The sequence below is a fragment of the Ferrovum myxofaciens genome, assembly GCF_013181415.1.
GTDB classification, from domain to species: domain Bacteria; phylum Pseudomonadota; class Gammaproteobacteria; order Burkholderiales; family Ferrovaceae; genus Ferrovum; species Ferrovum myxofaciens.
Map to the genome: position 1 here is coordinate 2,029,517 of NZ_CP053676.1, position 24,012 is coordinate 2,053,528.

Genomic DNA, 24,012 nt, shown 5'->3' on the forward strand with positions numbered 1-24,012 from the left:
GGCGACTCGCGCATGCAGCGCGAAGATTTGACGGTAAATATGCCGGTAAATTCTTCTTCGAAATATAGGCGTCTGCATTTACCGTCATATCCGTGTGGACTCGAACGGTAAAACAAAAGGTGCTTTGGAACTCGCGGACTCTATACGGCGTGATGGCGCTACGGTTTATCTTTACTGCACAGTAAAGATTGATGCTGTTTCGTTGAATACCGAAACAAACAATTGTCGACTTCCTTTGCTGCGCCAGCAACTGATCAGGCTTCCGGCTTCGGCAAATCGGCAGCGCGAACCGCACGCAGCACTTCCCGAAAGACATCATCGAACGGCGGAAGATGGTCCATCTGGTGCGCGAGACGAGCGGCCCAGAGCCGCCGCAGACGATCTTCCTTGGCGGCGATTGCCTGCTCCATGCCTGCAACGACGCGCTGCCGCAATGCCAACTTGGTATCGAGTTCGGCACGCATCTCCGCAACGCGCAAGTTGGTGGAGCCGAACAGATACCAGAGGTCATACAAGTCACGCGGCTCGTTGCGCGCCCGATCGCTCAAGGCCAGCAGCTTTTCGACCACGATCTCCTCGATGGCGTAGACCTTCACGGTCGGCCCTTCGGGCAAGTCGTCAAAGCTGTCGTAGGTGCGATGAATCGGGCGATCTTGCAGCGGGAAGCACAGGACTTCGTTGATCGTGATATCAACCTTCACGTCGTTCGCGGCGGGCAGCGGCCCCTGGTAGCGCAGATAAAACGTGTGACTGTTCTGGTGGCCGTGGCGGTCTTCGCGATCGAACGCGATCCGCAGGCCCGAGTCGGCTTCGACGGTCGCGAAGATTTCGTTCAACCCCGCCAGGATATCTTCGAGGGTGATCGGACGGGTCAAGGTGAAATCCAGGTCTTCCGAAAACCGATAGTCCTCAAACCAGCAGCGCCGCAGGGCCGTGCCACCTTTGAAGGCCAGCATCTCGCGTAACGGATGGCCGGCCAAACCGGTCAGGAACCAGGCCAGCACGTAGTCGCGTTCGATGACGGCCTCGGGGATGCGCCGCCCGCCAGCGGTCACTAGCGTGTTTGAGATCATGGAAATGTTGCGTTGGGGAATCATCAGCCAAGCCTCACGGCATCCAGTTCTTCGGGAGTTACGTTGAGTTGGAGCCGCCAACGTGAGAGGAATGTTCCCTCGGCGGGGAGCAGTGGATCGAGGCGCTGGTAAGTTGCCGTCAGCATGCCACGCAGCGATTCCAGCACCGAAGCATCGGCCAGACCATAGTGTTCCAGCAGGTAGCCGAGGCGGCGCACGACGGCACCGACTCCGAGACGTCGTGCATAGTCCACCAGTCGTTCGACTTTCAGTACGTCCCGCTTCATCCACAAGCCCTTGGCGACTTCGGTGATACCACCGGCAAATGCCGGGTGTCGGAGACCATCGATGATGGTGCGCTCCATGTCGCTGATCATCACGAAGCGCTCCTTGTCGATCCAGTGCTTCATGACCCCGAATTCTTGCTCCGCCGTAATGTGGACAAACCGAAAGTCATAGCCGCCCACCGTCTGCGGACGCACGCGCCGCGTACATGACACATACACGGTGAAATTCGGCTGCGTCACCATGCGATGCAACTCAAGTGCGGTGCCGTGCGACAGGAAGTAGGACGCCGTACCGGCGAGTTCACGCGCGATCATGTACGGGCTGTCGATGTGCTCAGTGGCCCGGCCGAGTTCGAATGGCACGAGGTTGTACAGGCCAGGCTTCAGTCGCGTGATCAAGCCTCGCTGCTGGGCCTTGTGCACGAGATTGCGGGCCGCCGCAGCCGATAGGCCGGTGATCGATTCCACATCCGCCAAGGTGAACGTAGACCGGCGTAGTTCATTCAGGTCAGTGAAGAGCTGCGCTGCGCGTGGGCCTAGCGTCTTCGTTTGCAAATGATATTTTGCGCTCAATATGCACCTCAAAAAGAAACGCACTGCGCGGTCAATATAACATCAACGATATTCAGCGGCAAGTTCGTCTCCCTCTAGGAGACAAATTGAGCGTAAAATATAACAATTAAAACTCAAAAGCAAAAATCGCCATAGGCTGCACCAAAAAGGGAGTGCTCGATGACCGTCAGTGTCCACAATCCAGACCAGTACATGGCCAGCCTGCGGCAGATCATTGCCCAGGGACGCAAGCGGATCGGCCTCCTAGTCGGGGCGGGCGCGCCGGCCGGTATCTTCCCTCCCGGTAGCGACAAGCCGCTGATCCCCGCTGTGGCAGGCCTCACCCACATGGTGATGGAAGCGCTGAAAGCCGACTACGGCAAGCCCCTGGACGCCATATGGGCCGAACTGGAAACCCCAAACATTGAAACGATCCTGTCGCGAGTGCGCAGTTTGGCCGGCGTCATTGGTAAGACGAAGGTTCATGACCTCGATGGGGAAGGGTACAAAAAGCTGAGCGAAGCCATCTGCGAGCAGATCGGCACCATCGTCAACAAGCCCCTTCACGACGGTCCTTCGCCGTACACCGAGTTCGTAACGTGGATCAGCGGCACGGGACGCGAACACCCAGTGGAAATTTTCACCACCAACTACGACCTGCTGTTCGAGCAAGCGCTGGAGCGCACACGCGTCCCGTTTTTCGACGGCTTCAGCGGTGCCAGCGAGCCTTTCTTCGATCCCTCTTCAGTGGCGAGCAATGACCTGCCGGCGCGCTGGACGCGCTTGTGGAAGCTGCATGGTTCGCTCGGCTGGGCCGCCAATGCGCGAGGCGAAGTGGTGCGCACGGGGAAGGCGAATGCCACCCACTTGGTGTTCCCCGAGCATCTGAAATACGACCAGACGCAGAAGGCGTAAGCGGTAAGCCAGCGGCGTTGTATTCAGGGAGGATCACCCGCAGAGCCCTTTCCAAATGGTTGGTGTCTGGGGGAACTTCGGGGTCATTCAGAAATACCCGCAGCCCTGCCTCCCGTTCCCGCGCGTAGCCCATGGCCTCCGTCAGGGGACTGCTGGGCAGGAAGTCCTGCTTGCGAAACTGCTCCTCGATCCAGGCAAAGAAGGACTCCACCACAGGCTTGCTGTGCTTCAGTCGGTGGGACTGCTTCTCCTTCCCCGTGAGTTGTGCGGCGCGGATGTCTTCCTCCACGCGATAGATCTGGCCGATCAGATTCAGCGCAATTTCAGCACGCTCTGGTTCCACGCCGCGGGCATTATGAAACTTGCGTCTGCTGTGAACCCAGCATTGGGCATGGGTCAATCCCAACTGGGTTGCATATTTGGCATAAGCCCCATAGCCATCCGTCAACAGGACTGCATCTGCTGGGGCATGCTCACTCTGGAGGGCCTGGGCCACCCGCTTATGCTGGCGATCCGGGTAGAACAGGAAACAGATTTCATCCTGCTCCCCATAGACAGGCCAGAAATATCCCGTCTTCATCTGCCCCTGATCGGTGCGTCCGGCTTTGACTGGAGTTTCATCCATGGTGATGACCCGAGAGGTGCGAATGGATTCCAGTTGAGCCTGGTGAATGGGGCGCAGCAGTTCCAGGGCAGCGTGAGTGAGTTGGGTCAGCCAGGGGCGGCTGACGGTGACTCCGTTACTGCCCAGACGCTGATGCTGGCGATACAGGGGCTGGTGATACAGGAATTTATCCACCACCATGCCCGCCAGGAAACTCACATCGGCACGGCTGTTATCCAGAACGCCCTGGGGGGCCGGAGCGCAGACCAGAGTTTGGGTTTCCTTGAGTTTGATGACGGGACGCACATACTTGAGGATCACATAACTGGCAGGACGTTGGGCCAGGCGGTGCGAGACCTTCTCGCTGACGATCTCGTACTGCGCCGGATCCAGCCCCTCTGCCTCTTTGCAGGGCAGGGTGATGGTTTCCACGGGGAGTTTGGATTCGTCGAAGAACAGTCCGTCTTCAGTGGGAGGGGTTGGCTTGGCGGGTTTGTTCCGGGAATGGGCAGCGACGGTCTGGGTGTCCGGGGCAGGAGGCGGAGTATTGCCTTCCCCACCCAGGTCACTGAAGGCCAGTTGGAAGCTGTATAGGTCGGGGTTGCGGCGTTCCGACTTCTGACCGAAAAGGTGGCGTCTGAACCATTCCAGTTGCCTTTTGAGATGAGCGTTTTCCGCCTGAAGCAAAGAATTTGTGTGAGTCAAAACCGCGACTTGGTCGGTGGGTTTTTGTGCGGTTTCGAGGGCTTTTGACATGACTGAATTGTACCATTAATCAATCAGTTATGTTGATTTTTCGGGCATATTTACGAATTATTTTTGCCCTGATTTCAGGTGGTTGGCAGACGGGAATAGCGCTTGCGAAAGGATTTGGGTTCAACCCCCTCCAGGAGGAGTTTGAAGTGGGTCCAATCGGTTTCACAGGAGCGAATCTGGCTCCAGTCCGAGAAGAATCTTCCCTGCTCCAGGCGTTTGCTCCACAGGCAGAAACCGGAGCGATCCCAATACAAGACTTTGACCTGGTTGGCACGCCGATTGATGAAGCAGAACAGGTGTCCGCTCAGGGGATCCTGCTTCATCTCGTTGCGTGCCAGGGCATAGAGTCCGTCATAGGCTTGCGGGCATCCACAGGTTGACCGTAGATGAAGACCCGGACCCTGGCTTCGGCAAAGAACATCAGTTTCTGGTGAGGGTCAGTACCACCCCACCACCCAGATCGAGTTTGAGTTCAAGGATTCCTGTCCGGGGTTGAGGTTCAGGGGCAGGCAGCGTACCCAGATCCAAAAACCCTACGGGTTGCATCTGGCTGTGGCGAATTCTCCTGCTACGCTTGGTTTCCATACCTGCTCTCCTGTGTCACAATCTGAAGAGGAGTATGCAGAAAAATTATCCGGGAAAATACAACGCCGCTGGCTTACCGCTTACCGGTTGGTGGTGATGACGATGGGGGCACGCTCATAGCGCTGGCTGATGATCTGGAACAGGAGATCAGCCCCTTGCTTGTCGATGGGCAGATACCCCAGTTCATCGATGATGAGAAGGGCCGGTTTGAGATAGCGAGCGAGTTCCTGCTTGAGGCGTCCACTGGACTGAGCAGCGGCCAAGGTATTGATGATGTCCACCGCGGTGGTAAAGAGAACGGAATGCCCACGCAGGCAAGCGGTATGTCCCAAGGCAATGGAGAGATGGGTTTTACCCAGACCCACATTGCCCACCAGAATGATATTGGAAGGTAACTCCCCAGTAAGGAAACCGAAACGGAACAGGGATTGCACTTTCTCCCGATCGATGGTTTTGGGCCAGGACCACTGGAAGTTCTCGAGGGATTTGATGACCGGGAAACGGGCTGCGGCAATACGCCGTTGAATGGAGCGGGTGTTGCGTTCTTCGATTTCACCCTGGATAAGGTTCTCGAGGTAATCGATGCAGGACCAGGAGCGCTCTCCCACCACCTTGGACAAGGCGGTGTAATGTTGGCGTGTATAAGGCAGATGCAAGCTTTCGAGATGGCTATCGAGGGGATCGGTCATGGTCAGTGCTCCTCATAGAGAGAAAGGTCTGGGGGAGAGATATCGATCTCAAGCAGATCCTGATGGCGAGTGAGGTGCAAGGGGCCAGGTTCTGGCAGAGCACGGGCGCGCATTTCCAGGATATTGGTGAGGTAATCGGCACTGAAGGCTTGGAAGGCCAGCCCGTCCTGGATGGCTCGATCCATTTCGGCACTGGGATAGATTTCCGCGAGAGCCAGAATGAGACGCAGGTGGTGACGGGTATTGAGTTGTTTGTGCTGTAATCCTTCGTAGAAGGCAGGGGCATGGGGCGAAAGGGCCAGGAAGTTCATGACCAGGCGCTGTTCACGGGCATGCTGACGCTGGTTCAGCAGGACCTTGGCGTGATCCGGTTGTTCGATGTCCTGATGTCGGTCATAGCAGCGGACATGACGGGCGATGAGTTGTCCGTCGTAATAGGCACACAGGCGATCAGGATGGGCCTTGATGGTCAGACGGCGGTGTGCATAATCAGCGGGAACGGAGTAGTGGTTGGTGTCGACGGTAAAGCGGAACTGACTGTTGGCCACCAAACTGAGGGTGCGGGCATAGTCGTAAGGATTGGAATTGAGCGGGCGTAGGTGTGGTTTCTCTTCAATGAACAGATCACAGGGGCGTTGTCGTGTCTCGCCATGACAACGGACATTGGCGATGGTATCGAGCCAGAGTTTGGCGGCCGGGTTGATGAGTTGGAAATCCTTGAGTTCACGGCCATTGAGGAAATTCTTCTTGACATAGCCAACGCCGGACTCGACGCGGCCCTTTTCATTTCCCTTTGCTACATTACAGGCCGTGATATCGAAGCCGTAGTGGCGGGAGAAATCGAGGTACTTGGGGTTGAGGGCAGGGGCCTCGCCGACGAGGCGACTGAGGACGGCTGACTTGAGGTTATCCACCATGATTCTGGTAGGGACCCCACCAAAGGCCTGGAAAGCGTGTTCGTGGCAGGCGAGGAAATGCTCCATGGTTTGGGAGACAGTGAATTCGATGTAGGTCATGCGACTGTAGGCCAGGACCATGACGAAGAAGGAGAGGCGACGGCGGGTATTACCGACGGCGATGGTGGAGAATTCACCCCAGTCGACCTGGGCACATTCACCGGGGCTGAAATGGAGTTTGAGGTAGACCGGACGCTGGACGGGGCGGGTTTGGCGGACATGGTCACGCACCAGGGTCAGGCTACCGGTATAACCTTCCTCGAGCAGTCGTTGATAGATTTGCTGGGCACTGTAGGGGTGGGCGTTGAGCAGATGGGCAATGGTGCCTTTGAAGGGTTCCAGCAGGCTATTGCGTTTGGCGGCGGCACGGGAGATGAAGTGGGGCCGAGCCAACCAGGTGGCTACCGTTTTGTGATCCAGATTCAAGACGCGGGAAATCTGAGCCGCATTCAACGCCTGGCGTTGATGCAGGTCGTGGATCTGACAGAACTGTTCGTAGGAAATCACGGGCAAAAACCCTCCATGGGGGGCTCCCACCGGCGGGGTGGGAAGCCAGGATGTCACGCCCCAGTTGTATCAGTTGTCGGGCAGAAAAGGCTATGTCATCTTGTAACGGTGATGCGGCGAAATGGGCGATAAGTCCAATCAGAACAGCGGGTTGCGCGTTTATGATCTCTTGTAACGGGTGGTTGGCGAATTTGGCTATTTCGTTATTATTATCAGTCGGTTGCGTGATTGAGAGATCTTGTAACGCAGAACTCTTGGAAGGGCGGGATTGCCCGTGGCCGGGATGGGCGGCACGCCACTGTTGGACCCGGTTCACATGGACCGGGCCTTTAAAGTACGAAACATTCTCGGGTTTGGCGAGCCAACGCTGCTGACTGGCCGCTTTACTGGCCGCTCGACATTCCGGTTGTGAGCAGTACTTCTGGTGTCGACGATTGCGTGGATCAGGACGGAATAACTTGTGGCAATTTAGGCACTTGAAGCGATAGCCCGTAGCCATGACCATGCCCTCCCAGAGGAAAAGCAGTTCGCAGGGATGGGGCAAAGCCCCACCTCGCAAAACATGATCATAAAGTTACGGCGACGATATCACTGAAAGAATCGGGAAGTTGAGGGTTCTGTGAATCTGGATTATGTGACAGTCACAATAAATATCACCCCCCCTTAGCCGACTTGACTTCCAATTTCAAACTGCTGCTTTTGGCCCAATTTCAAGTTGCTGATGACAGTGGCCAGCAGTATTCTGTCCGCAGTGAGCTGCCAGCGAATGACCAGCTTCTCCAGGAGATCCATGACTTCTGATTTGCTGGCAAGGCAGTTGAGGCGATCTTCCAGATTGGCTCCCTGAACGTTGGCAAGCAGGCATCTCTCAGACAAGGGAACATCGCTGGCGCCCAAGTATGTCGGTGCGTAGAAGGTGGACGTGTGTGGGCTGCCGCAAGAACATACAATATCCACGCTCACCAGTATCTGATCGACAGCGCCATGGCTCGAAAGCAGGAAATTCTCTGCGCCGCACCAAGCTTCTTGCACTTGATCGGCTACGGATTGGAGCTGCGAATAGGCAGAAATATCGAGGTTGCAGCCTTCAAGCGGACATCGGTATAGGGGCGCAGCGTCGTAGTCGTATGTCCAGGTCGTCTTGTCTCTTTGGAGATTGTGCAGAACGATATCGGTCGTAAGCTCTGCTGAGTCGCCGGTGGGGATTTCATCTAAGCATTCCAGGATTTGCCAACGCTTGTCTGTGTAAGACTCACGCGGATTCTGAATTGGAACGAGGAATGGCTTCTCGCACTGGATGCATTTCACTTTCCAGTGCCCGCAGTCATTCATGCCTGTGAAATTGACCTGTGTGAAATGAAATGGCTCTTTGCAGTTAGGACAGGTTGCAACAAAGCTAGAAGAGTGGGTGTGCATGTGTCTTGTGTGTATCGGGTCTTTGCGTTATGTGGGAAATGCTCGTCGACTACATGCTGAGCCAATCTGTTTTCGGAATATCAAGCGAAATCCCCCTGGTACAGCAGCAGTGCACGATAACCATGTTGGTGTTCTCGTGCCGAGAATCGCTTATCCCAGCCGCTGCGCAAGTGCATCGGCTTGTTCGGCGAATTTCGCCGGATTCTTGTGCTCCAGTTGCGCCAGGTTGCGCAGCTTCCAGCGAATCCCTGGTAAATGCTCGGCATGCGTGATCCCCAGCAACGGCCATTCCGGGCGACCGGCGACGAGCGACAACAAAAAGCGGCGCTCATCCGCATCCAGGTCGCCTTGAAGTTCCTGTACCATTTGCGCGCGCGCGGCCAGCAGCGCAGCCAGTTCAACCGGCTCGGTGGTCATGCCTTTGAAGTTGCGTTCGTATTCCTGGCCGATGTCGCGCATGGACGGGAACAACACTTCGTGAACGGGTCGGTTGTGGCTGGCTAGGTAGACCACGAAGGCGCGTCGGATGTCGGCGGTGATACCTTCGTGCATGAACAACTGCATTACGTCGAACAGGTCGCGAGGATGCTGACGGTCCATTGCGGCGACGAGCTTGCCGCCATACACGTCCTCCAGCGAAACCACCGGAATTTCGACATCGGCCAGCAAGGTATCGCGGGCCATCGGGGTCATGGCCATCGTGCGGACTGGGTAGACGGTGCCGCGCATCACGAAATTGACTTCGACCTTGACCTCAATGCCCGCGCGGCGCACCAGCAGCTTGGTTTCACCGGCGTCGGCAGCCGCAAGTGCATGGGTTTGAAAGCCGCGAGCCTTCAGGCGTTCCGCGGACTGCCGGATGGCTTCATTGATGCGGGCCAGCGCTTCATCGCGAGGAAGGCTGTGGTCGGGGAATACTAAATCCAGATCGACCGACAGGCGCGGCATGTCGCGGATAAACAGATTGATCGCGGTACCGCCCTTGAGCGCGAACGTGCCATCCACAAAAATGAACGGGGCGACCTGGGTCAGCAGGCGTGCGGTATCGAGATAGGTCTGGTTCATGGCTTGAGCACCAGCAGCCCATCGGCGGAACGGGACACCCAGGCGCGGGTGCTGCCAGTGGGCAGTTGTGCGGGATTCAGTTTTGCCGCCCAGGGCAGGGAGAGTTCGCGTCCAAACTGCAAGCATAGACGCACCGTCTTGACGCTAGAGCAATGCTGTAGCAAATCGCGCAGCACGTCGGCGCGTAGGCTGTAGGCACTCTCCGCGAGTTCACGCGCTTCCTGTAGCGGTTGGCGCACGCCCACCTCGCTGAATACTTCCAGCAGCGCGCGCTCGGGCGTCGAGACTCGGGGCGCGCTGCTACGCTTCTCAAACGGTCCGGCATGAAGCGGGTCGGCCGGCGGTTCGTCGAACAACCGCTTGCGGTGGTACTCCGCTGGGAAGCGCTCGGTGAACCAGCCGGGCAGGCGGGCCGCCGTCCAGCCATATAGGTGCAGGACCGGCTTTTGTGACAGGTAGTGCCGAACGCCATACCAGTCGAGGGCCGACTTGCCGCCAACGTGCAGCCCATCGATGGTGCGCTGCAGCAGGATCAGGCAGGGGTGCAGTTCCAGCGTATCGTTGGGGCGACAGTAGACCCCGCGCGCCAAGCGGAAAAGCCAGCCAGCGCGCACGTAGTGTACGGCCAAATCGGCAGAGATGCCTTGTGCCGCCAGGTCTTCCGATGTTAGAGGGGTTCCTGGTGCCCATTGCCTATAGAGGGTATTTAGCTTGGTTCTTTCAGTCGTAGCCATACTACGATATTTATCACCATTTCAAACGATCGGCAAGTTTTATTTGAGGGCTGGAGTCGTAGTTGTGCTACGATATTTCTAGACTTTTCAAAAGAAGTGCCCCGGTTGCTCGTGGCGATAGTTGACGATTGATGTGCTGGAGTAGCCGCCCGTCAAACCGAGTCCATCTCCCGCGCCGGCAAAAGCGCTCGTTTTTTGACGGTAAAAGCGACGGTAAAGTGTGATGGTCATAACAACGAAAGCCAAGTTCCATGAGGGTTTACAGCCCTCGGAAACAATTGAGTGGGAGTGAGAAAATTCTGTAGCGCATTGACTGTATTGAAAAAATTAAATGCCATTGATGACCGCCACACGTCATTAATGGCATTTTTCATGGCACATGTGAAGCCGTTGAGGCGATGTCGGATCGATGCCATGAAGCGGGATGGTAGTGGCGCATGGTATCGAATCTGCGCGCGAGTATTCGTCGTATGAGAAGAGAAAGATTGCATTGCACTGCGGGAATCCCGTATAATCGCTCTCATGCGCACCGTGATCGAAACCCCGACTTTCCAGAAGCAGGCCGAGAAGTTGTGGTCAGAAGAAGGGCGACTGTCCTTCATCGACTGGATTGCAGAGAATCCGCTGGCAGGGGACGTGATTCCCGGTGCGGATGGAGCGCGCAAGGTTCGTTGGAGCCGTGCCGGATCTGGCAAATCAAGTGGTGCGCGGGTGATCTACTTCAACTTGGCCGAGCAGGAAGTGGTGCTGTTGGTGGCAGCGTATGCCAAGGCCGAACGCGCCAACATGCTTCCAGTCGAAATCAAAAAGGTGGTGTGACATGGGCATTAAGGAAATCGACGTTGAGAAAGTGGCAACGGCTATTGAGGCCGATGCCGGTGAGGTTCTTCCCGATCTGCGGCAAGCACTCGCAGAGGCGAAGGCAGGGCTTGGGCGTGTCACAATGCCTGAGCAGATTCTTGTGCGTCAGGCCCGAGAGAAATCTGGCCTGACACAGGCCGCGTTTGCCGAGCGTATCGAAACCCCAGTGGCGACATTGCGCGATTGGGAGCAAGGACGGTTCGCGCCTCCAGGGGGGGTGTTGTGCCTGCTTCGGTTGATAATCAAGCATCCCGAGTTGTCCAGGGAGTTGAGTGTCGTATGAAAGTGACTGAACGTGGCACTTTTCATGGCATTGGAATCGGAGACTTTACCAAGCTATTGTATCGCAATGGGTTTATTCGCTCGTTGACGATAGAGTGGGAATAATTTTAGGCCTTTCGGAAACTTTTGTCGACTGTCGGGAAAGTTGCTTAACTTATTGATTTGTGTAGGTTTGTATCGCGAAAAACTACCGACATCTATTGGCGACAAGCAAAACTTTTGTCGGTAATCCTGACAGTAAGGAAAACCTTGGAGAATACGCTTATGACTGAATTTCCAGAAGACATTTATACTGAGCCATCAAATGTGGATGTTGATACTCTGAAAAATCTTGGTCCCCTTCGAGGTATGGCGGGTATTTGGCAAGGTACTCGCGGCCTGGACGTTAAGCCGAAAGTTGAGGGGCCAAAGAAACAGGCTTTTGTCGAGCATATTGAACTTCAACCGATAGACCCACAGACCAATGGACCACAGTTGTTATATGGCCTACGTTATCATACTCATGTGGTTAAGCCAGACCAGGTTAAGACATATCATGACCAAGTCGGATACTGGCTATGGGAGCCTTCCACAAATACAGTGATCCACACCCTGACAATTCCGCGTGGTCAGGTCGTCATGGCTGTGGGAGAAGCGGGTGCTGACGCGAGAGAGTTTGAGTTAATAGCTACTCATGACTCCGGAAACTTTGGTATCCGTTCGGCACCATTCCTTGACTATGCGTTCAAGACGATCGAATTTCGGATCAAGGTCACAATCAATCCCGATGGCACTTGGTCTTATGATGAAGACACAGTGCTCATGATAAAGGGTAAGGCAGACCCCTTTCATCACACGGATCGAAATACATTAACCAAGATTGCGGAACCCACACCAAATCCTCTGGCGAGAAAATAATTCAGGCGCAACTTGGCAGTCATTCGCGAAACACTAATGCGACGACGACATGTAATCCTCCCTCATGTTGTAAGGTCTGGCGGCAACTTTCATTTAGGTTTGCCCGGCCTCACCTGAAAATCTCACGGTATTTTCGTTTGTGTCAGGAAATCTGTACATGAACGTGTTTACTGAGCACGTCGGCAATCGTGTATTCATTGCCCGAGACAAGACGATTTCCGTCCAGTTGCCTGTCCAGCACATCCAGTTGACGTTTCGATTCCATTCAAATGGTTATTGCAGGAGGTTGATATATTGTATATCCGTACAGTTATCCAGTGCGGCCTGAGATAGAGGCATAATCAGGTTCTATTATGTGCGATACCGTCCAGACGATTTCCATATTTTATTTCAGGATTCCCGGTGTCCTTCAATAAAATATTTGAACATTTATGGATAAGCAAATGCCAACTTCTCTGCTGTTAACAGCACCGGAATTTAAGGCGCTACGAGCTTCCGAAAGCAGTTACCGTCGATTGTTTGAAACCGCTCAGGATGGGATCCTGCTTCTTAACGTCGACACAGCCCAGATCGAAGATGTCAATCCCTATTTGATCAATATGCTTGGTTACACGCATGCGGAGTTTCTGGGGAAAAAACTATGGGAAGTGGGCCCGTTTTCTGACAGATGCGAGAGCAAGGAAATGTTTGCGGAACTGCAGACAAAGGGATATGCCCGGTACGAAGATCTTCCGCTCAAAACAAAATCAGGAGCACGAGTCCAGGTTGAATTCGTGAGTAACACCTACGAGTGTGACGGTATCCAGGTCATTCAGTGCAACATTCGCGATATTACCAAGCGTAAGTCCGCCGAAGCGGAAATCCAGCGGCGTACCCATCTTTATAATGCGCTGAGCCAAAGTAATAAGGCTATCGTGCACTGTACCAATGAGGAAGAGTTGTTTCTGAAAATCTGTTGTGCTGCGGTGCGGTTTGGAAGGATGAAGATGGCGTGGATCGGGCTCATCAATGCTGAGACGCACAGGGTACTGCCGGCTTGCAGTTTTGGTGGGGGTATCGAGGAACTGAAAAATATCGAAATCTCGGCAGATGCTGAGAGCCCCTTCGGCCATGGTCCAATCGGGATCGCCCTGCGCGAAAACCGTCCCTTCTGGAGCCAGGATTTCATGAATGATCCGCTCACCGCTCCATGGCAAGAACGCGCAGCACGCGGTGGTTGGGCTGCCTCGGCGTCGCTGCCGCTGCACCGGAATGGCATCATTATCGGTGCTTTTACCTTGTATGCAGGCGAAACCAATGCGTTCGATGAAGCTGCGTGCGACCTGCTGGTGGAAATGGCCGTCGATATTAGTTTTGCACTGAGCAATTTTACTAACGAGATTGCACGCAAGCAGGCGGAGCAGGAACTGCGCATTGCCGCCATCGCTTTCGAATCACAGGAAGGAATTCTCATCACCGATGCCGACAAAGTCATCCTGCGTATCAATAAATCTTTTACGCGCCAGACCGGGTACAGTGCTGAGGAAATCGTCGGCAAGACGCCCGCCCTGATGAAGTCTGGGAGGCAGAGTCCCGAATTCTATCAACAAATGTGGGAAGTTCTGACCCGAGATCACTACTGGCATGGCGAAATCTGGAACCGGCGCAAAAATGGAGAAATCTATCCGGACTGGCTCACCATTACCGCCGTTACTAATACCGAGGGAAAAGTCACGAACTATGTCAGTTCCTATTCGGATCTTTCCAAATTCAAAAAAAGCGAAGCCGCAATCCACTCTTTGGCTTTTTATGATCCACTGACCAGTCTGCCCAATCGACGCCTGCTGGTCGAGCGTCTGCAACATACTTTTGCCGCCAGCGCCCGTCATCACTACCATGCCGCTCTCCTGTTCATCGATCTTGATAACTTCAAGATTCTTAACGATACCAGGGGGCATAATATCGGCGATCTATTGCTCATCGAGGTGGCCAGTCGGTTGCAAGCCTGTGTACGTGAAGGGGATACTGTGGCGAGGTTAGGTGGCGATGAATTCATTGTCATCCTGCAGGAGTTGAGTGAAGAGCCTTTACAAGCGGCTGCCCAAACGGAAGTCATTTGCGACAAAATACTTGCTGCCATCGGTCGGCCTCATCTGCTGGCGAATTATGAATATCAAAGTTCTGCCAGCATTGGAATCACCCTGTTTTGCAATCAGGCGGTCATGGTGGACGAATTGCTCAAACGTGCGGACACCGCCATGTATCAGGCGAAGAATGCCGGACGCAATAGCCTGCGTTTCTATGACCCTGCCATGCAGGTGGTACTGGAAACCCGCGCGGCGTTGGAAACTGACTTGCGTGGTGCCCTGGGAGAGAACCAGTTCAGACTGCATTACCAAATGCAGGTTGGTCACACCGGTCATATTCTCGGGGCAGAGGTGTTGATACGCTGGTTGCATCCACAACGCGGACTGGTTTCACCCCTGCAGTTTATCCCGTTGGCTGAAGAAACGGGTCTGATTCTGCCCATCGGGCGATGGGTGCTGGAAATGGCTTGTGCCCAACTCAAGACATGGGAAGCCGACCCGCTTGCCTGTAACCTGCGGCTTGCCATCAATGTCAGCGCACCACAATTTCATCAACCCGATTTCGTGGAGCAAGTACGCCAGACGTTTCAGAGACATGTGCTCAACCCCAATCAAATCAAATTCGAACTCACGGAAAGTCTGGTTTTGGACAACATCAGTGATACCATCGCCAAGATGCACGCACTCAGACAGAATGGGGTGCGTTTCTCCATGGATGACTTTGGCACTGGCTACTCATCGTTGTCTTACCTGACACAGTTACCCCTTGATCAATTGAAAATCGATCAGTCCTTCGTGCGCAACATTGGTGTGAAACACAGTGATTCGATCATTGTACAGACCATCATCGGCATGGCTAATAATCTGGGAATGGAGGTCATTGCAGAGGGGGTGGAGACGGAAGAACAGCGTGCATTCCTCGAGCAACATGGTTGCGTTGTCTACCAAGGGTACCTGTTTGGTAAACCGGTTCCCGTAGAGGAATTCGAAGAAGAATTGAAAAATCGTAATGATAATGGACAGTAAGCCTATCCGTGGCTTGGGTGCCTGATCAGTAAAACCAGCGATGCATCACCTTGCGGGGGGGTATGGGTGCATCGCCGGGAGAGGCATGATTGTTACTTCTTGCGCTGCCAGTTGGCGTTGTCAGCAATGAAACAAAACAAGGCAATTCCCACGATTCCAATGATTTCATACATCACGATATTACCCATGGCGCAATCTCCTGAAATTTTTATCTGAATGCGATACTGTTCTATCCCACCAATCTTTATGTTGGGATGACTTATTTTAACCATAAATTTGATTAAGATCAAATAAAAATAATAAAAAATATGGTAGAGGCAGATTTTTATGCGCAACTGTTTGAACGGATGAATATTTTTGTTACAACCTTGTATCTTCCCTCATAGGATTCAAGGTTGGCATGGAAGGGAGGGGGCGAATAGTCGTTTGATTTTGTGGCGGGGAATTCTGCTATAATTCCCGCTTCATGGCGTGGGTCGTTAGCTCAGTTGGTAGAGCAGCGGACTCTTAATCCGTTGGTCGAAGGTTCGAATCCTTCACGGCCCACCAGTAATTGTATGAAAATAAAAGATTTTTTGATTCGCGCTTTGGTCTGTTTCGTGAGGTTCACCTCGGTACACTCTCTAATTCCGCGAACACACCTTGCCCAATCAGGTTAGACCATCCCCAGTTACCATTTGCTATATGTTTTCATTTTGTTCTAAAAACTATAGTCCTATGCATTGCATCCGATCAAAATGGAAACTACTCCACACTTCACTTCTCCAGTAAGGAGGTTACACCATGCGACAATTTAGATCTGTGGGTACCGCGGTTTTGATTGCGGCAGGTGGAATCGCCAATGTTTCTGCGTGGGCCGAACTGCCCATGAAACCTGGGCTATGGGAAATTCAACCTACGGTGCAACTGCCCTCACAGAATGGTGCTGGTCCTATGCTCGACATGAGCCAGGTCGTGCAGGCTATGTCGCCTCAAATGCGCAGTCAAATGGAAGCCTTGATGCAAAAACAAGGGGTGTCCATGGGGGCCAACGGCGGTATACGCGTCTGCACAACCCGGGATATGATCGAACGTAACCGATTGCCTCAGAAGAATGGCTGTGAAAGTTCCATTACCAGCCAGTCCGGAGACAAATACCGGCTTCATTTCAACTGTGGTAGCCCACCAACTGTCGGTGAGGGTGAAGTCGTGTTCCGGAACAGTGAGGCTTATACCACGAGGGTTGAGATCACTCACCAGGAGCAGGGCAAGGAATTTGCCGTGACCATGGAATCCAGCGCCAAGTGGCTGGGCTCAGATTGCGGAAGTCTGCAACCTGCACCCTAGGCATTGTTCCCCCCTGTGGATGGGGTTCATGGCCGTAATACGGGAGCCGTGGGAGAGGGAGTGATGGAGACTGGCTCGGTAGTAGTTTCACCCTATCGAAGGTGCTGCTTCAGTTCTGAACGAATGGTTTCCAGTTTTTCTTTGAGTTTTCGTTCGTTGGATAACCCCAGTCGGATCATCATTTTTTGTCCGGCTGATCTGTTTTCCAGATTATCGTCAGAAAACTGGTACAGCACGTGTGGCTGAACCAGTTGTACTGGCGGTGAAATTTCCGGGGCCTTGATCAGGTCATCGAGAACCGCCAGCAGACGGTCGTTGAAATATTGTTTGGGATGGCCCAACTGTTCGTAGGCCTCCTGAAATAAGGGATATACCTCAAGATATAACCGGACTACCGCCTTGGCATCCACGGCATCGACGATGCGCATGTATGGGGCATATCGCGCTGAGTTGGCGGGATCGATGCTCAATACCCCCGCCTGGTTTCTTACCCGGAAACTGCCATTGGGTGCATCCACGGGCAGTCCGTTCAACGGAATGCTCTGACGCAGGAGATTGTCAAGGGTGGAGACAAGGTGGGTGACCAGATTTTCATCATTGAAGAGGTGCATCAATGACCTGTTTTTGGTTAAGTGCGAAATACTGTCGAGCATGAAGGAATCACTTTTGTCCAGAGAGGGAAGGGCAGGGATCTCTGGAGTTGGTGGCCCGATGATTTTTGCCGACGCTGGAACAGGGGGCGGTTGCGGGGTAATCACCGGGCCAGCAACCGGCAGGGAAGTAACCTGTCGTTGAAGACGGGCTTGTTTGTCCGCTGAATTTTTCCAGTAGAGATACCCGGCAAAGGCACCACCAGCCATCGGGAGGATGATCAGTGAAACCTGCAATGCTTTCTTCATGAAGTGTCCTTTCGGGCTGAAGAGAAAGGGTGGATTGGACACTTTAGCACAGGAAATGTTGCAAGGTTCGCGATCTATAGATCTCCGTGACCTTCGGATTCCTTGTCTTCCCAGTGGCGGATCTTCTTGTAATTGATGTGTTTCTCCAGGATGCGGCTTTCATGGAAAAAAAGTCGCATGACAAGCACGTACAGCACCAGAAAAATCGCAACGCCTATACCTATCCATAGTGTCATATTCATTACCTTAAATTCTGATGCCATCCGAATTTTGAATGGATATCGTTCATGGCATTCCTGAGTTCATCCCGAATTTTGTCAGCAGAGACTTTTACTTATACTCTGTTCATATAGTTGCCTTCCGTTCGTTATCGCACTTAAGTGACTCAGTGGTAGTTCAATGCCGCGCCCGAGCGCCATAGGGATCTTTGGTATTTATGCCGGGGAGGATGTCAATTAAATTGTCGTTGATCAAACTCCATTTCCATTCCGCGACATACAATAACGCTGCGGTCGAGGGCGTGGTATTATTTTTCCTGTCGCCCAAACGAGGCCCGGTATCTAGGTTGCCGAGCGATCCTGAATTCGTTCATGCGGTTGCGGGTTTTTGTTGAGGATCGGGCAGCAGGGTGGGGGCCAATGTAGGGCGGGGAAAGAATCGTTCGACAGCATACAAGAAGAATCAACTACAAGGGATAACCTCAATATGAAAAAGCAGACGATTGCTATCGTAGGGTTGGGCCGGGTCGGGTCCGTTTTTCTGGAAGCACTGCTCAGCAAAGCCAACAAAGGGTTGGAAATTGTTGCTGTCGCGGAAAAAAGTGACACACCAGGCACTCGCTTGGCTTTGGCGCATGGGATTGAAGTCCTTGATGTGGATGGCTTGATCGGGAAAAGTGGTAATGTTGACATTATTTTCGACTTGACCGGCATGTCTGCTGTACGGCAGGAATTGAGGGACAAGTTGTCGAAATCTACCAACCGGCACACGGTCATTGCCACAGAAAGCATTGCCCGCATGATCTGGTTATTCATTACCGATGTCGATTTACCTGACGTACATGCAGTGGCGGGGTACTGAGGCAGGGAAATTCGCAGTCCGATCAGGCGATGCCCGGTGCGCGCCTGATTGTGGCGTATCATTGGCAGATGACGCTTGCACGTTTTCATCAATCCATGTGGAATTAAATGAAATCCAATAAGTTTGGTCTGCTTTCCCTGTTGCTCTGGATTGCTACCGTCGCGACGTTTGCATGGTTTTTTATCCATGGTAATACCACGGCAGGGACGGACCGTCGAACTGCGATAGTTCTGAAAGCCAGTGAGCGTGAGTTTGTTTTGTCGGAAATGCGTGGAATGTTGGTTGCCACCCAAGGGATTATGGAAGGGGCGAATCGAGGCGATATGCAGGCCGTCATCAAGGCCGCCAGTGCGGCGGGCATGGGAGTGGCCGCTGATGCAAATCCGGCACTCATTGCAAAACTTCCGCTGGACTTCAAAACGCTTGGAATGAGCGTTCACCAAGATATGGACGACATAGCCAAAGCCGCCGCTGCCGGAACGCCAACCGCAGAAATTCTGAAGATGGAATCGAACACATTGACAAAATGTATCGCCTGCCATTCGGTATGGCAATTACAGGCCGTGCATTAAATCGAGATTCCTCTGGAATTCCACCAACCGGGTTTGTGACTTTTGCGTACAGTGGGCGCAACTTGTCTGGCGAAAACCAAAAAAATTGACAAAACTCATTTCTCTGGAGTAAATACTCTAGTGACGTCCATGGGACCCGTTGGTTTGGGGAAGGAGGAGAGGTCCCGTTGATGTTCTTCTATCGGTAGGTATCCCATTTTAGGAGTTGTGACATGGAAAAAACAGAAAAATTAGAACCATCAGGCAAGTCGGTAAAATCTGGAAAAATCACGACGAAGACGGTTGCTGAAAAGACGCCCGCGGCAAAGACCTCCACCACGAAGGCTGTTGTTGCAAAGACTCCCAGGGCAAAAACTCTCAAGACCGAGACGCCGAGTGAACCCGTGGTTCAAATTCCCTCCGTTTCGCGAGAAGAGTCTGTGGCCACAGCAGCTTACTTTCTTGCCGAGAAACGAGGATTTGTTTCGGGTTTTGAGTTGCAGGACTGGTTTGAGGCTGAGTATTCCGTGAAAGGGGAGGGCGTATGAAGGATCAGTCAGGCATGCTTAAAGGTTGGCGGAATATTTTGGTGGGGATGGTAATGCTGGCAAGCGGAGTCTGGGGTTGCCAGGAGGTCAGTGCAGAAGACCTTCCTGTCATTCATAACCCCGATGCTTCTGGAGCACTTCCAAAGTTGGAGTTGCTTTGGCTGGGGCAATCGGCACTTCGTTTAACCACTCCTGGCGGAAAAGTCATTCTGATCGACCCCTTCATTACGCAAAACCCGAAAACACCTGAAAAATATAAGGATCTGGATAATTTGGGCAAGGTGGATCTGATTTTGGTAACCCACGCCCATGGGGATCATTTGGGTGATGGGCCTGCTTTGGCCAAAAAGTATCATATTCCCTTGATTGGTCCGGCAGGAATGAATCAATCCCTGGTGACGTTGGGGGTGTTGCCTGCCGAACTGGCTCCAGGGATGAACAAGTCGGGAACGGTCACTCCCATAGGCCCCAATATCCATATTACGATGGTGCATGCCGAGCATAGTTCCGAGTTGGATTGGCTCAATCCTGCGACAGGTCAGCATGAGATTCATAATGGTGGAGAACCGGTAGGCTATGTGATCGAGTTGGAGAATGGATTCAAAATTTACGACATGGGCGATACGGGGCTATTCAGCGACATGAAATTTATCGGCGATTATTATCGTCCCGATCTGGTGGTGATCCCCATTGGGGGGAATTACACCATGGATCCTGTCGAAGCGGCTTTTGCCATGCGTTACTGGATCCATGCACGCTATGTTCTTCCCGTACATTACGGAACCTTTCCTCTCTTGAAGGGGACCCCGGAGGAATTTATCAAAGCCCTGGGGCCGACGCGGACCAAAGTTCTGGAACTTAAGCCGGGCGGAACTGTTTCTTTTTAATCTATATTCTGGAATCCAGCGAGAAATGTATAACATAGTTCCGGTCATTCTTTGCGGAGGCTCGGGGACGCGCCTTTGGCCTTTGTCCCGTGCGGGTTTTCCCAAGCAATTTCTTTCCCTGACGGGAAAGGAAAGTCTCTTTCAACAATCGGTGGTACGAGCACGTGCGCTTGCAGGCATGGACATTCATCTGGATGATTTGCTTTTGGTCATGCATGAGGATCACCGGTTTTTGGCGCTTGATCAACTGAATGCTACGGAATCTGCAGAGACAGCACATTTTTTGCTTGAGCCTGTGGCGCGGAACACGGCTCCAGCATTGACTTTGGCCGCGCTTCAAGCCCAGTCCTCTGGGGAAGACCCTATTCTGGTGGTGATGCCCGCCGATCAAAACGTGGCAGAACGCAGTGCCTTTACTGAGGCGGTGCGACGCAGTATCAGAACGGCGGCTCAGGGGGGGGTGGTTCTTCTGGGGATTCCCCCGGATCGTCCAGAGACGGGATACGGCTATATTCGGCATACAGGACAGATTGATCTGCAAGGAACCTGGGAAGTGGGTCAATTTACAGAAAAACCAGACCTTGATACGGCACAAAGATATCTCGAGAGCGGGGAATACACCTGGAATGGTGGCATGTTCGTGCTGCGGGCGAGCGTATGGCTCGCTGCTTTGGGCAAGTTTCGTCCTGATATTCTGGAACTCGTTCGCTCGGCTTGGGAAAAACGCTCGGTGGATGGGATGTTCACAAGGCCGGATCAAAAATTCTTCGCTCAGGTACCCAGTGAGTCGGTGGACTATGCTGTTGTGGAACGGTGTCCCGGTTCATCTTTTCCTGTCCGAATGGTTCCACTGCAGGCGGGGTGGAGCGATCTTGGCGCTTGGGATGCGGTCTGTCAGGTAAATGCGGCAGATGCTGAGGGCAATGTCACGCAGGGTGATGTTTTGCTGGTGGATACCCGGAATTCATTGGTTCATGCCACTTATCGCCTGGTTTCCACGGTGGGCGTAGACAATCTCGTGATTGTGGAGACACCGGATGCCATACTGGTGGCAGATCGTTCTCAAAGTCAGAAGGTCAAACAGGTCGTTACAGCCCTTCAGCAGCAGAAGCGAGAGGAGCATAACTTGCACCGCAAGGTATACCGACCTTGGGGATGGTACGACAGTATCGATGAGGGGGAACGCTTTAAGGTCAAGCGGATCCAGGTCAAACCGAAGGCCAGTCTCAGCCTTCAAAAGCATTATCATCGGGCAGAGCATTGGGTCGTGGTGCAGGGAACCGCAGAAGTGACCTGTGGGGACCGGACCTTCTTGCTTCATGAAAACCAGTCTACCTATATTCCTCAAGGAGAGGTCCACCGTCTTTCCAATCCGGGAACCCTTCCCCTCGAGATTATCGAGGTGCAGTCCGGGGGGTATCTGGGCGAAGACGATATCGTGCGTTACGGCGATGTCTATGGTCGTCAGTGAGTGATCCCTTCGCGGCGCAGAACTTGCACAACTGTGCGCCACAGGATGAGTATATCCAGTCCCAGGGATCGATGGGTAAGGTAGTAGGCATCCAAAGCCACTTTTTTGGGTATGGGGATTTCGTCGCGTCCGTTGATCTGTGCCCAGCCGGTTAACCCAGGAACCAGAAGGTGGACTCCACAGGCAGTGCGCTGCTCGATTAGATCCTGCTGATTGAACAGCGCCGGACGAGGTCCCACAAAACTCATATCTCCCGTGAGGATGCTCCACAGTTGAGGGAGTTCATCCAGGCTGGTTTTGCGCAGCAGCGAGCCCACCGGGGTCAGATACTGATCCGGATTCTTCAGGAGGTGAGTGGCCACGGCGGGCGTACCCAGGCGCATGGTGCGAAATTTTGGCATGGAAAACAGCCGGTTGTTCCTGCCTACCCGTTGCGACCAGTAAAGGATCGGCCCCGGAGATGTCAGGCGTACCAGCAGGGCTGTAACCAATAGCACGGGGGATAATAAAACCAGCACGCCCAAGCCTGTTAGCAGGTCAAATAGTCGTTTGGTTTTTTCATGCATCTTCAAATTGGCGAAAAAGTGGGGCATGGTTCAAGTTGGGTCGGCCATAATGCCCCCGGTGATCAATACCAACGCGCGTACCATCAGGAGGGCACGGGCCTGGTGGTGGTGCGTTGCTCTGGCCGAGGGGTCTCCTGCCAGAATTTTTCGGGCACTCCAGATTTGGGCGGCTTCTAGCGCATAGAGCGTGATGAGTAGTCCGAAATGCATCCAGACGCCAAAAGAAAAAATATCCTCCTGATCGATTAAACGATGCCACCAGCGACGATGGGTATACAGAAATACGGGCATGGCAACGTCGAACAGGATGGTGGCAAGCATGACGGGTATATGGAAACTGCGTTTGCGGGGGTTGTAAAAGGCCACCAGCATGAGGGCATAACTGAGACAGGCCAGAACAAAGGGCGTTAGCATGAGGACTGGGTCTCGAGGAAAAAAACCATGGAAAAAAGGATCATGGCAAGGGAGATTCTGCTTGGGCTTGAGTGACCATCCACTGGCTTAGGGCTGCCAGCAGGGGGTCCTCTGCGCGGTGACTGGAAAGGCATAGGGCAAATTCCGAAGGACCTTGAACAAAACCCAGAGGCGCAACCAGGCGACCCTGGGTGAGTTCCCGTCGGGCCAGACGTTCCGGCGCAATGGCAATACCCAACTTTGCCACAGCCGCCTCCAGCATCAATTGCAAATTATCGAAGTGACGCACCAGATGCAAGCGTGGGTTTTCCAGTCCGTTAAGTTCTGCCCAGTCGGTCCAGGCATTGCGGCGAGACAGAGTGTAGAGCAAAGGTTGGCCAGAAAGATCGGTGGCTGTGTGAGGCAGAGGAGACCAGTCTGGAGCGCACACGGGACCGGCGCGGTCGGAAAAAAGAGTCTGTCCTTGAACGCCATGAGGCCAGGGGGGGCAGCCACTGACCACGAGAGCATCGATGCGATCCGTGACCAAATCGTTGAAAGTTCCCTGAGTTTGTAATTGTAAACGGATATGAGGGTGTTGCTGCTCAAAGTTTTCCAGTCGCTGAATCAGCCAAAGCGCCATGAAGCCCCCCGGTGCCGCCAAGGTCAGGGTCTGTCCGGGAGGAGATGCAAGTAACTGGTGACAAGCTTCTTCCAGAGTGGATAAAGCCTGGGTGGCTGCTCGTTGCAGGGTTTGTCCTGCGGGAGTCAGTTGAACGCCTGCCGCGTGGCGGGTGAAGAGAGGCTGCCCGATCCAATCCTCTAACTGCCGGATCTGATGACTGACGGCACTGTGAGTCAGACATAACTCCCGTGCCGCCAGAGAAAAGTTCAGGACCCGGGCGCAGGCCTCGAAAATTCGGACCGCATGAAGCGAAGGGAGTTTTCTCATCAAAGGGATAAAAGACGACGATCAGCGAACAGTATACAACCTTGCCAACCCATGTCGGTCTTTCGTCG

24 protein-coding genes, 1 tRNA gene and 4 pseudogenes are annotated in these 24,012 nt (G+C 53.5%); 12 read left to right on the forward strand and 17 right to left on the reverse strand.

All coding sequences use genetic code 11. From position 1 onward, the window contains the following. Positions 1-254: 254 nt before the first annotated feature. From HO274_RS09935 to HO274_RS13570, 3 genes and pseudogenes are all read right to left on the reverse strand, one after another. Positions 255-1,097, reverse strand: a complete 843-nt coding sequence (locus tag HO274_RS09935; RefSeq protein WP_273119215.1) for a nucleotidyl transferase AbiEii/AbiGii toxin family protein — start codon at positions 1,095-1,097, stop codon at positions 255-257. Then, positions 1,097-1,603, reverse strand: coding sequence for a type IV toxin-antitoxin system AbiEi family antitoxin domain-containing protein (locus HO274_RS09940; protein ID WP_273119216.1), 507 nt, complete (start codon positions 1,601-1,603; stop codon positions 1,097-1,099). Before HO274_RS09940 ends, HO274_RS09935 begins: the two co-directional genes overlap by 1 nt. Positions 1,604-1,735: 132 nt before the next feature. After that, positions 1,736-1,957, reverse strand: a pseudogene (locus HO274_RS13570) (type IV toxin-antitoxin system AbiEi family antitoxin domain-containing protein); the annotation flags it as partial. A gap of 309 nt (positions 1,958-2,266) precedes the next feature. On the opposite strand from HO274_RS13570, the pseudogene HO274_RS13575 reads away from it, so the two are divergent. Beyond that, positions 2,267-2,668 (forward strand): annotated as a pseudogene (locus tag HO274_RS13575) (SIR2 family protein); the annotation flags it as partial. On the opposite strand, the gene tnpC reads toward HO274_RS13575, so the two are convergent. The 8 genes and pseudogenes from tnpC to HO274_RS09985 form a co-directional block, all read right to left on the reverse strand. Continuing rightward, positions 2,622-4,187 carry an IS66 family transposase gene (tnpC, locus tag HO274_RS09950; protein WP_420537360.1) on the reverse strand — a complete coding sequence of 522 codons (1,566 nt, stop codon included), beginning with the start codon at positions 4,185-4,187 and terminating at the stop codon, positions 2,622-2,624. The pseudogene HO274_RS13575 and the gene tnpC sit on opposite strands and share 47 nt — an antisense overlap. Before the next feature lie 74 nt (positions 4,188-4,261). Then, a pseudogene (gene tnpB, locus HO274_RS09955) lies at positions 4,262-4,534 on the reverse strand (IS66 family insertion sequence element accessory protein TnpB); the annotation flags it as partial. Positions 4,535-4,607: 73 nt separating this feature from the next. Then, positions 4,608-4,772 (reverse strand): hypothetical protein, encoded by a 165-nt coding sequence (locus tag HO274_RS09960; protein ID WP_273119221.1) that lies wholly within the window; start codon positions 4,770-4,772, stop codon positions 4,608-4,610. A gap of 80 nt (positions 4,773-4,852) precedes the next feature. Next, the gene (locus HO274_RS09965) at positions 4,853-5,461 is read right to left on the reverse strand and encodes an ATP-binding protein (RefSeq protein ID WP_273119223.1); all 609 of its coding nucleotides are present in this window, start codon (positions 5,459-5,461) and stop codon (positions 4,853-4,855) included. Positions 5,462-5,463: 2 nt separating this feature from the next. Beyond that, a complete protein-coding gene (istA, locus tag HO274_RS09970) occupies positions 5,464-6,981 on the reverse strand; it encodes an IS21 family transposase (RefSeq protein WP_273119225.1) in 1,518 nt (505 codons plus the stop codon). 606 nt (positions 6,982-7,587) lie between these two features. Continuing rightward, positions 7,588-8,340 carry a hypothetical protein gene (locus HO274_RS09975; RefSeq protein ID WP_273119228.1) on the reverse strand — a complete coding sequence of 251 codons (753 nt, stop codon included), beginning with the start codon at positions 8,338-8,340 and terminating at the stop codon, positions 7,588-7,590. Positions 8,341-8,490: 150 nt separating this feature from the next. Beyond that, positions 8,491-9,405, reverse strand: a complete 915-nt coding sequence (locus HO274_RS09980) for a nucleotidyl transferase AbiEii/AbiGii toxin family protein (protein ID WP_273119229.1) — start codon at positions 9,403-9,405, stop codon at positions 8,491-8,493. Next, positions 9,402-10,139, reverse strand: a complete 738-nt coding sequence (locus HO274_RS09985; RefSeq protein WP_273119231.1) for a type IV toxin-antitoxin system AbiEi family antitoxin domain-containing protein — start codon at positions 10,137-10,139, stop codon at positions 9,402-9,404. Before HO274_RS09985 ends, HO274_RS09980 begins: the two co-directional genes overlap by 4 nt. A gap of 522 nt (positions 10,140-10,661) precedes the next feature. On the opposite strand from HO274_RS09985, the gene HO274_RS09990 reads away from it, so the two are divergent. The 3 genes from HO274_RS09990 (at position 10,662) to HO274_RS10000 (ending at position 12,179) form a co-directional block, all read left to right on the forward strand. Then, the gene (locus HO274_RS09990) at positions 10,662-10,958 is read left to right on the forward strand and encodes a hypothetical protein (RefSeq protein ID WP_031595395.1); all 297 of its coding nucleotides are present in this window, start codon (positions 10,662-10,664) and stop codon (positions 10,956-10,958) included. Between the two features lies 1 nt (position 10,959). Next, entirely contained in the window at positions 10,960-11,283 is a 324-nt protein-coding gene (locus HO274_RS09995; protein ID WP_031595394.1) for a helix-turn-helix domain-containing protein, read from the forward strand. A gap of 263 nt (positions 11,284-11,546) precedes the next feature. Continuing rightward, entirely contained in the window at positions 11,547-12,179 is a 633-nt protein-coding gene (locus HO274_RS10000) for an FABP family protein (protein ID WP_062188309.1), read from the forward strand. A gap of 175 nt (positions 12,180-12,354) precedes the next feature. On the opposite strand, the pseudogene HO274_RS10005 reads toward HO274_RS10000, so the two are convergent. Beyond that, positions 12,355-12,444: pseudogene (locus tag HO274_RS10005) on the reverse strand (glutathione-dependent disulfide-bond oxidoreductase); the annotation flags it as partial. Positions 12,445-12,622: 178 nt separating this feature from the next. Here HO274_RS10005 and HO274_RS10010 point away from each other — a divergent pair. From HO274_RS10010 to HO274_RS10020, 3 genes are all read left to right on the forward strand, one after another. Next, positions 12,623-15,271, forward strand: coding sequence for a bifunctional diguanylate cyclase/phosphodiesterase (locus HO274_RS10010; protein ID WP_273119239.1), 2,649 nt, complete (start codon positions 12,623-12,625; stop codon positions 15,269-15,271). A gap of 473 nt (positions 15,272-15,744) precedes the next feature. Next, a tRNA-Lys gene (locus HO274_RS10015) sits at positions 15,745-15,820 on the forward strand. 234 nt (positions 15,821-16,054) lie between these two features. Beyond that, a complete protein-coding gene (locus HO274_RS10020) occupies positions 16,055-16,597 on the forward strand; it encodes a DUF3617 domain-containing protein (RefSeq protein ID WP_031595391.1) in 543 nt (180 codons plus the stop codon). A 92-nt stretch (positions 16,598-16,689) separates the two neighbouring features. Here the strand turns inward: HO274_RS10020 and HO274_RS10025 are convergent, their stop codons facing one another. Beyond that, positions 16,690-17,496, reverse strand: a complete 807-nt coding sequence (locus tag HO274_RS10025; protein WP_051861812.1) for a DUF3014 domain-containing protein — start codon at positions 17,494-17,496, stop codon at positions 16,690-16,692. Between the two features lie 74 nt (positions 17,497-17,570). After that, positions 17,571-17,738, reverse strand: a complete 168-nt coding sequence (locus tag HO274_RS10030; protein WP_273119245.1) for a hypothetical protein — start codon at positions 17,736-17,738, stop codon at positions 17,571-17,573. A 463-nt stretch (positions 17,739-18,201) separates the two neighbouring features. On the opposite strand from HO274_RS10030, the gene HO274_RS10035 reads away from it, so the two are divergent. From HO274_RS10035 to HO274_RS10055, 5 genes are all read left to right on the forward strand, one after another. After that, positions 18,202-18,576 carry a Rossmann-fold NAD(P)-binding domain-containing protein gene (locus tag HO274_RS10035; RefSeq protein WP_273119249.1) on the forward strand — a complete coding sequence of 125 codons (375 nt, stop codon included), beginning with the start codon at positions 18,202-18,204 and terminating at the stop codon, positions 18,574-18,576. Between the two features lie 107 nt (positions 18,577-18,683). Next, the gene (locus tag HO274_RS10040) at positions 18,684-19,148 is read left to right on the forward strand and encodes a hypothetical protein (protein ID WP_273119252.1); all 465 of its coding nucleotides are present in this window, start codon (positions 18,684-18,686) and stop codon (positions 19,146-19,148) included. A 212-nt stretch (positions 19,149-19,360) separates the two neighbouring features. Continuing rightward, the gene (locus tag HO274_RS10045; RefSeq protein WP_273119255.1) at positions 19,361-19,675 is read left to right on the forward strand and encodes a DUF2934 domain-containing protein; all 315 of its coding nucleotides are present in this window, start codon (positions 19,361-19,363) and stop codon (positions 19,673-19,675) included. Continuing rightward, on the forward strand, positions 19,672-20,562 hold the full coding sequence (locus tag HO274_RS10050) for a metal-dependent hydrolase (RefSeq protein WP_273119258.1): 891 nt from the start codon (positions 19,672-19,674) through the stop codon (positions 20,560-20,562). Before HO274_RS10045 ends, HO274_RS10050 begins: the two co-directional genes overlap by 4 nt. 25 nt (positions 20,563-20,587) lie before the next feature. Next, complete coding sequence (locus tag HO274_RS10055; RefSeq protein WP_031598002.1) at positions 20,588-22,033, forward strand: mannose-1-phosphate guanylyltransferase/mannose-6-phosphate isomerase; 1,446 nt, start codon at positions 20,588-20,590, stop codon at positions 22,031-22,033. Here HO274_RS10055 and HO274_RS10060 read toward each other — a convergent pair. Genes HO274_RS10060 through HO274_RS10070 form a run of 3 tightly spaced genes read right to left on the reverse strand, consistent with a single transcriptional unit; the run spans position 22,027 to position 23,944 of the window. Next, positions 22,027-22,626, reverse strand: coding sequence for a sugar transferase (locus tag HO274_RS10060; protein ID WP_227509503.1), 600 nt, complete (start codon positions 22,624-22,626; stop codon positions 22,027-22,029). The two genes, HO274_RS10055 and HO274_RS10060, sit on opposite strands and share 7 nt — an antisense overlap. Before the next feature lie 3 nt (positions 22,627-22,629). Further along, positions 22,630-23,013, reverse strand: a complete 384-nt coding sequence (locus tag HO274_RS10065; protein WP_031597999.1) for a hypothetical protein — start codon at positions 23,011-23,013, stop codon at positions 22,630-22,632. A gap of 40 nt (positions 23,014-23,053) precedes the next feature. Continuing rightward, positions 23,054-23,944 (reverse strand): LysR substrate-binding domain-containing protein, encoded by an 891-nt coding sequence (locus HO274_RS10070; RefSeq protein WP_031597998.1) that lies wholly within the window; start codon positions 23,942-23,944, stop codon positions 23,054-23,056. Positions 23,945-24,012 lie beyond the last annotated feature (68 nt).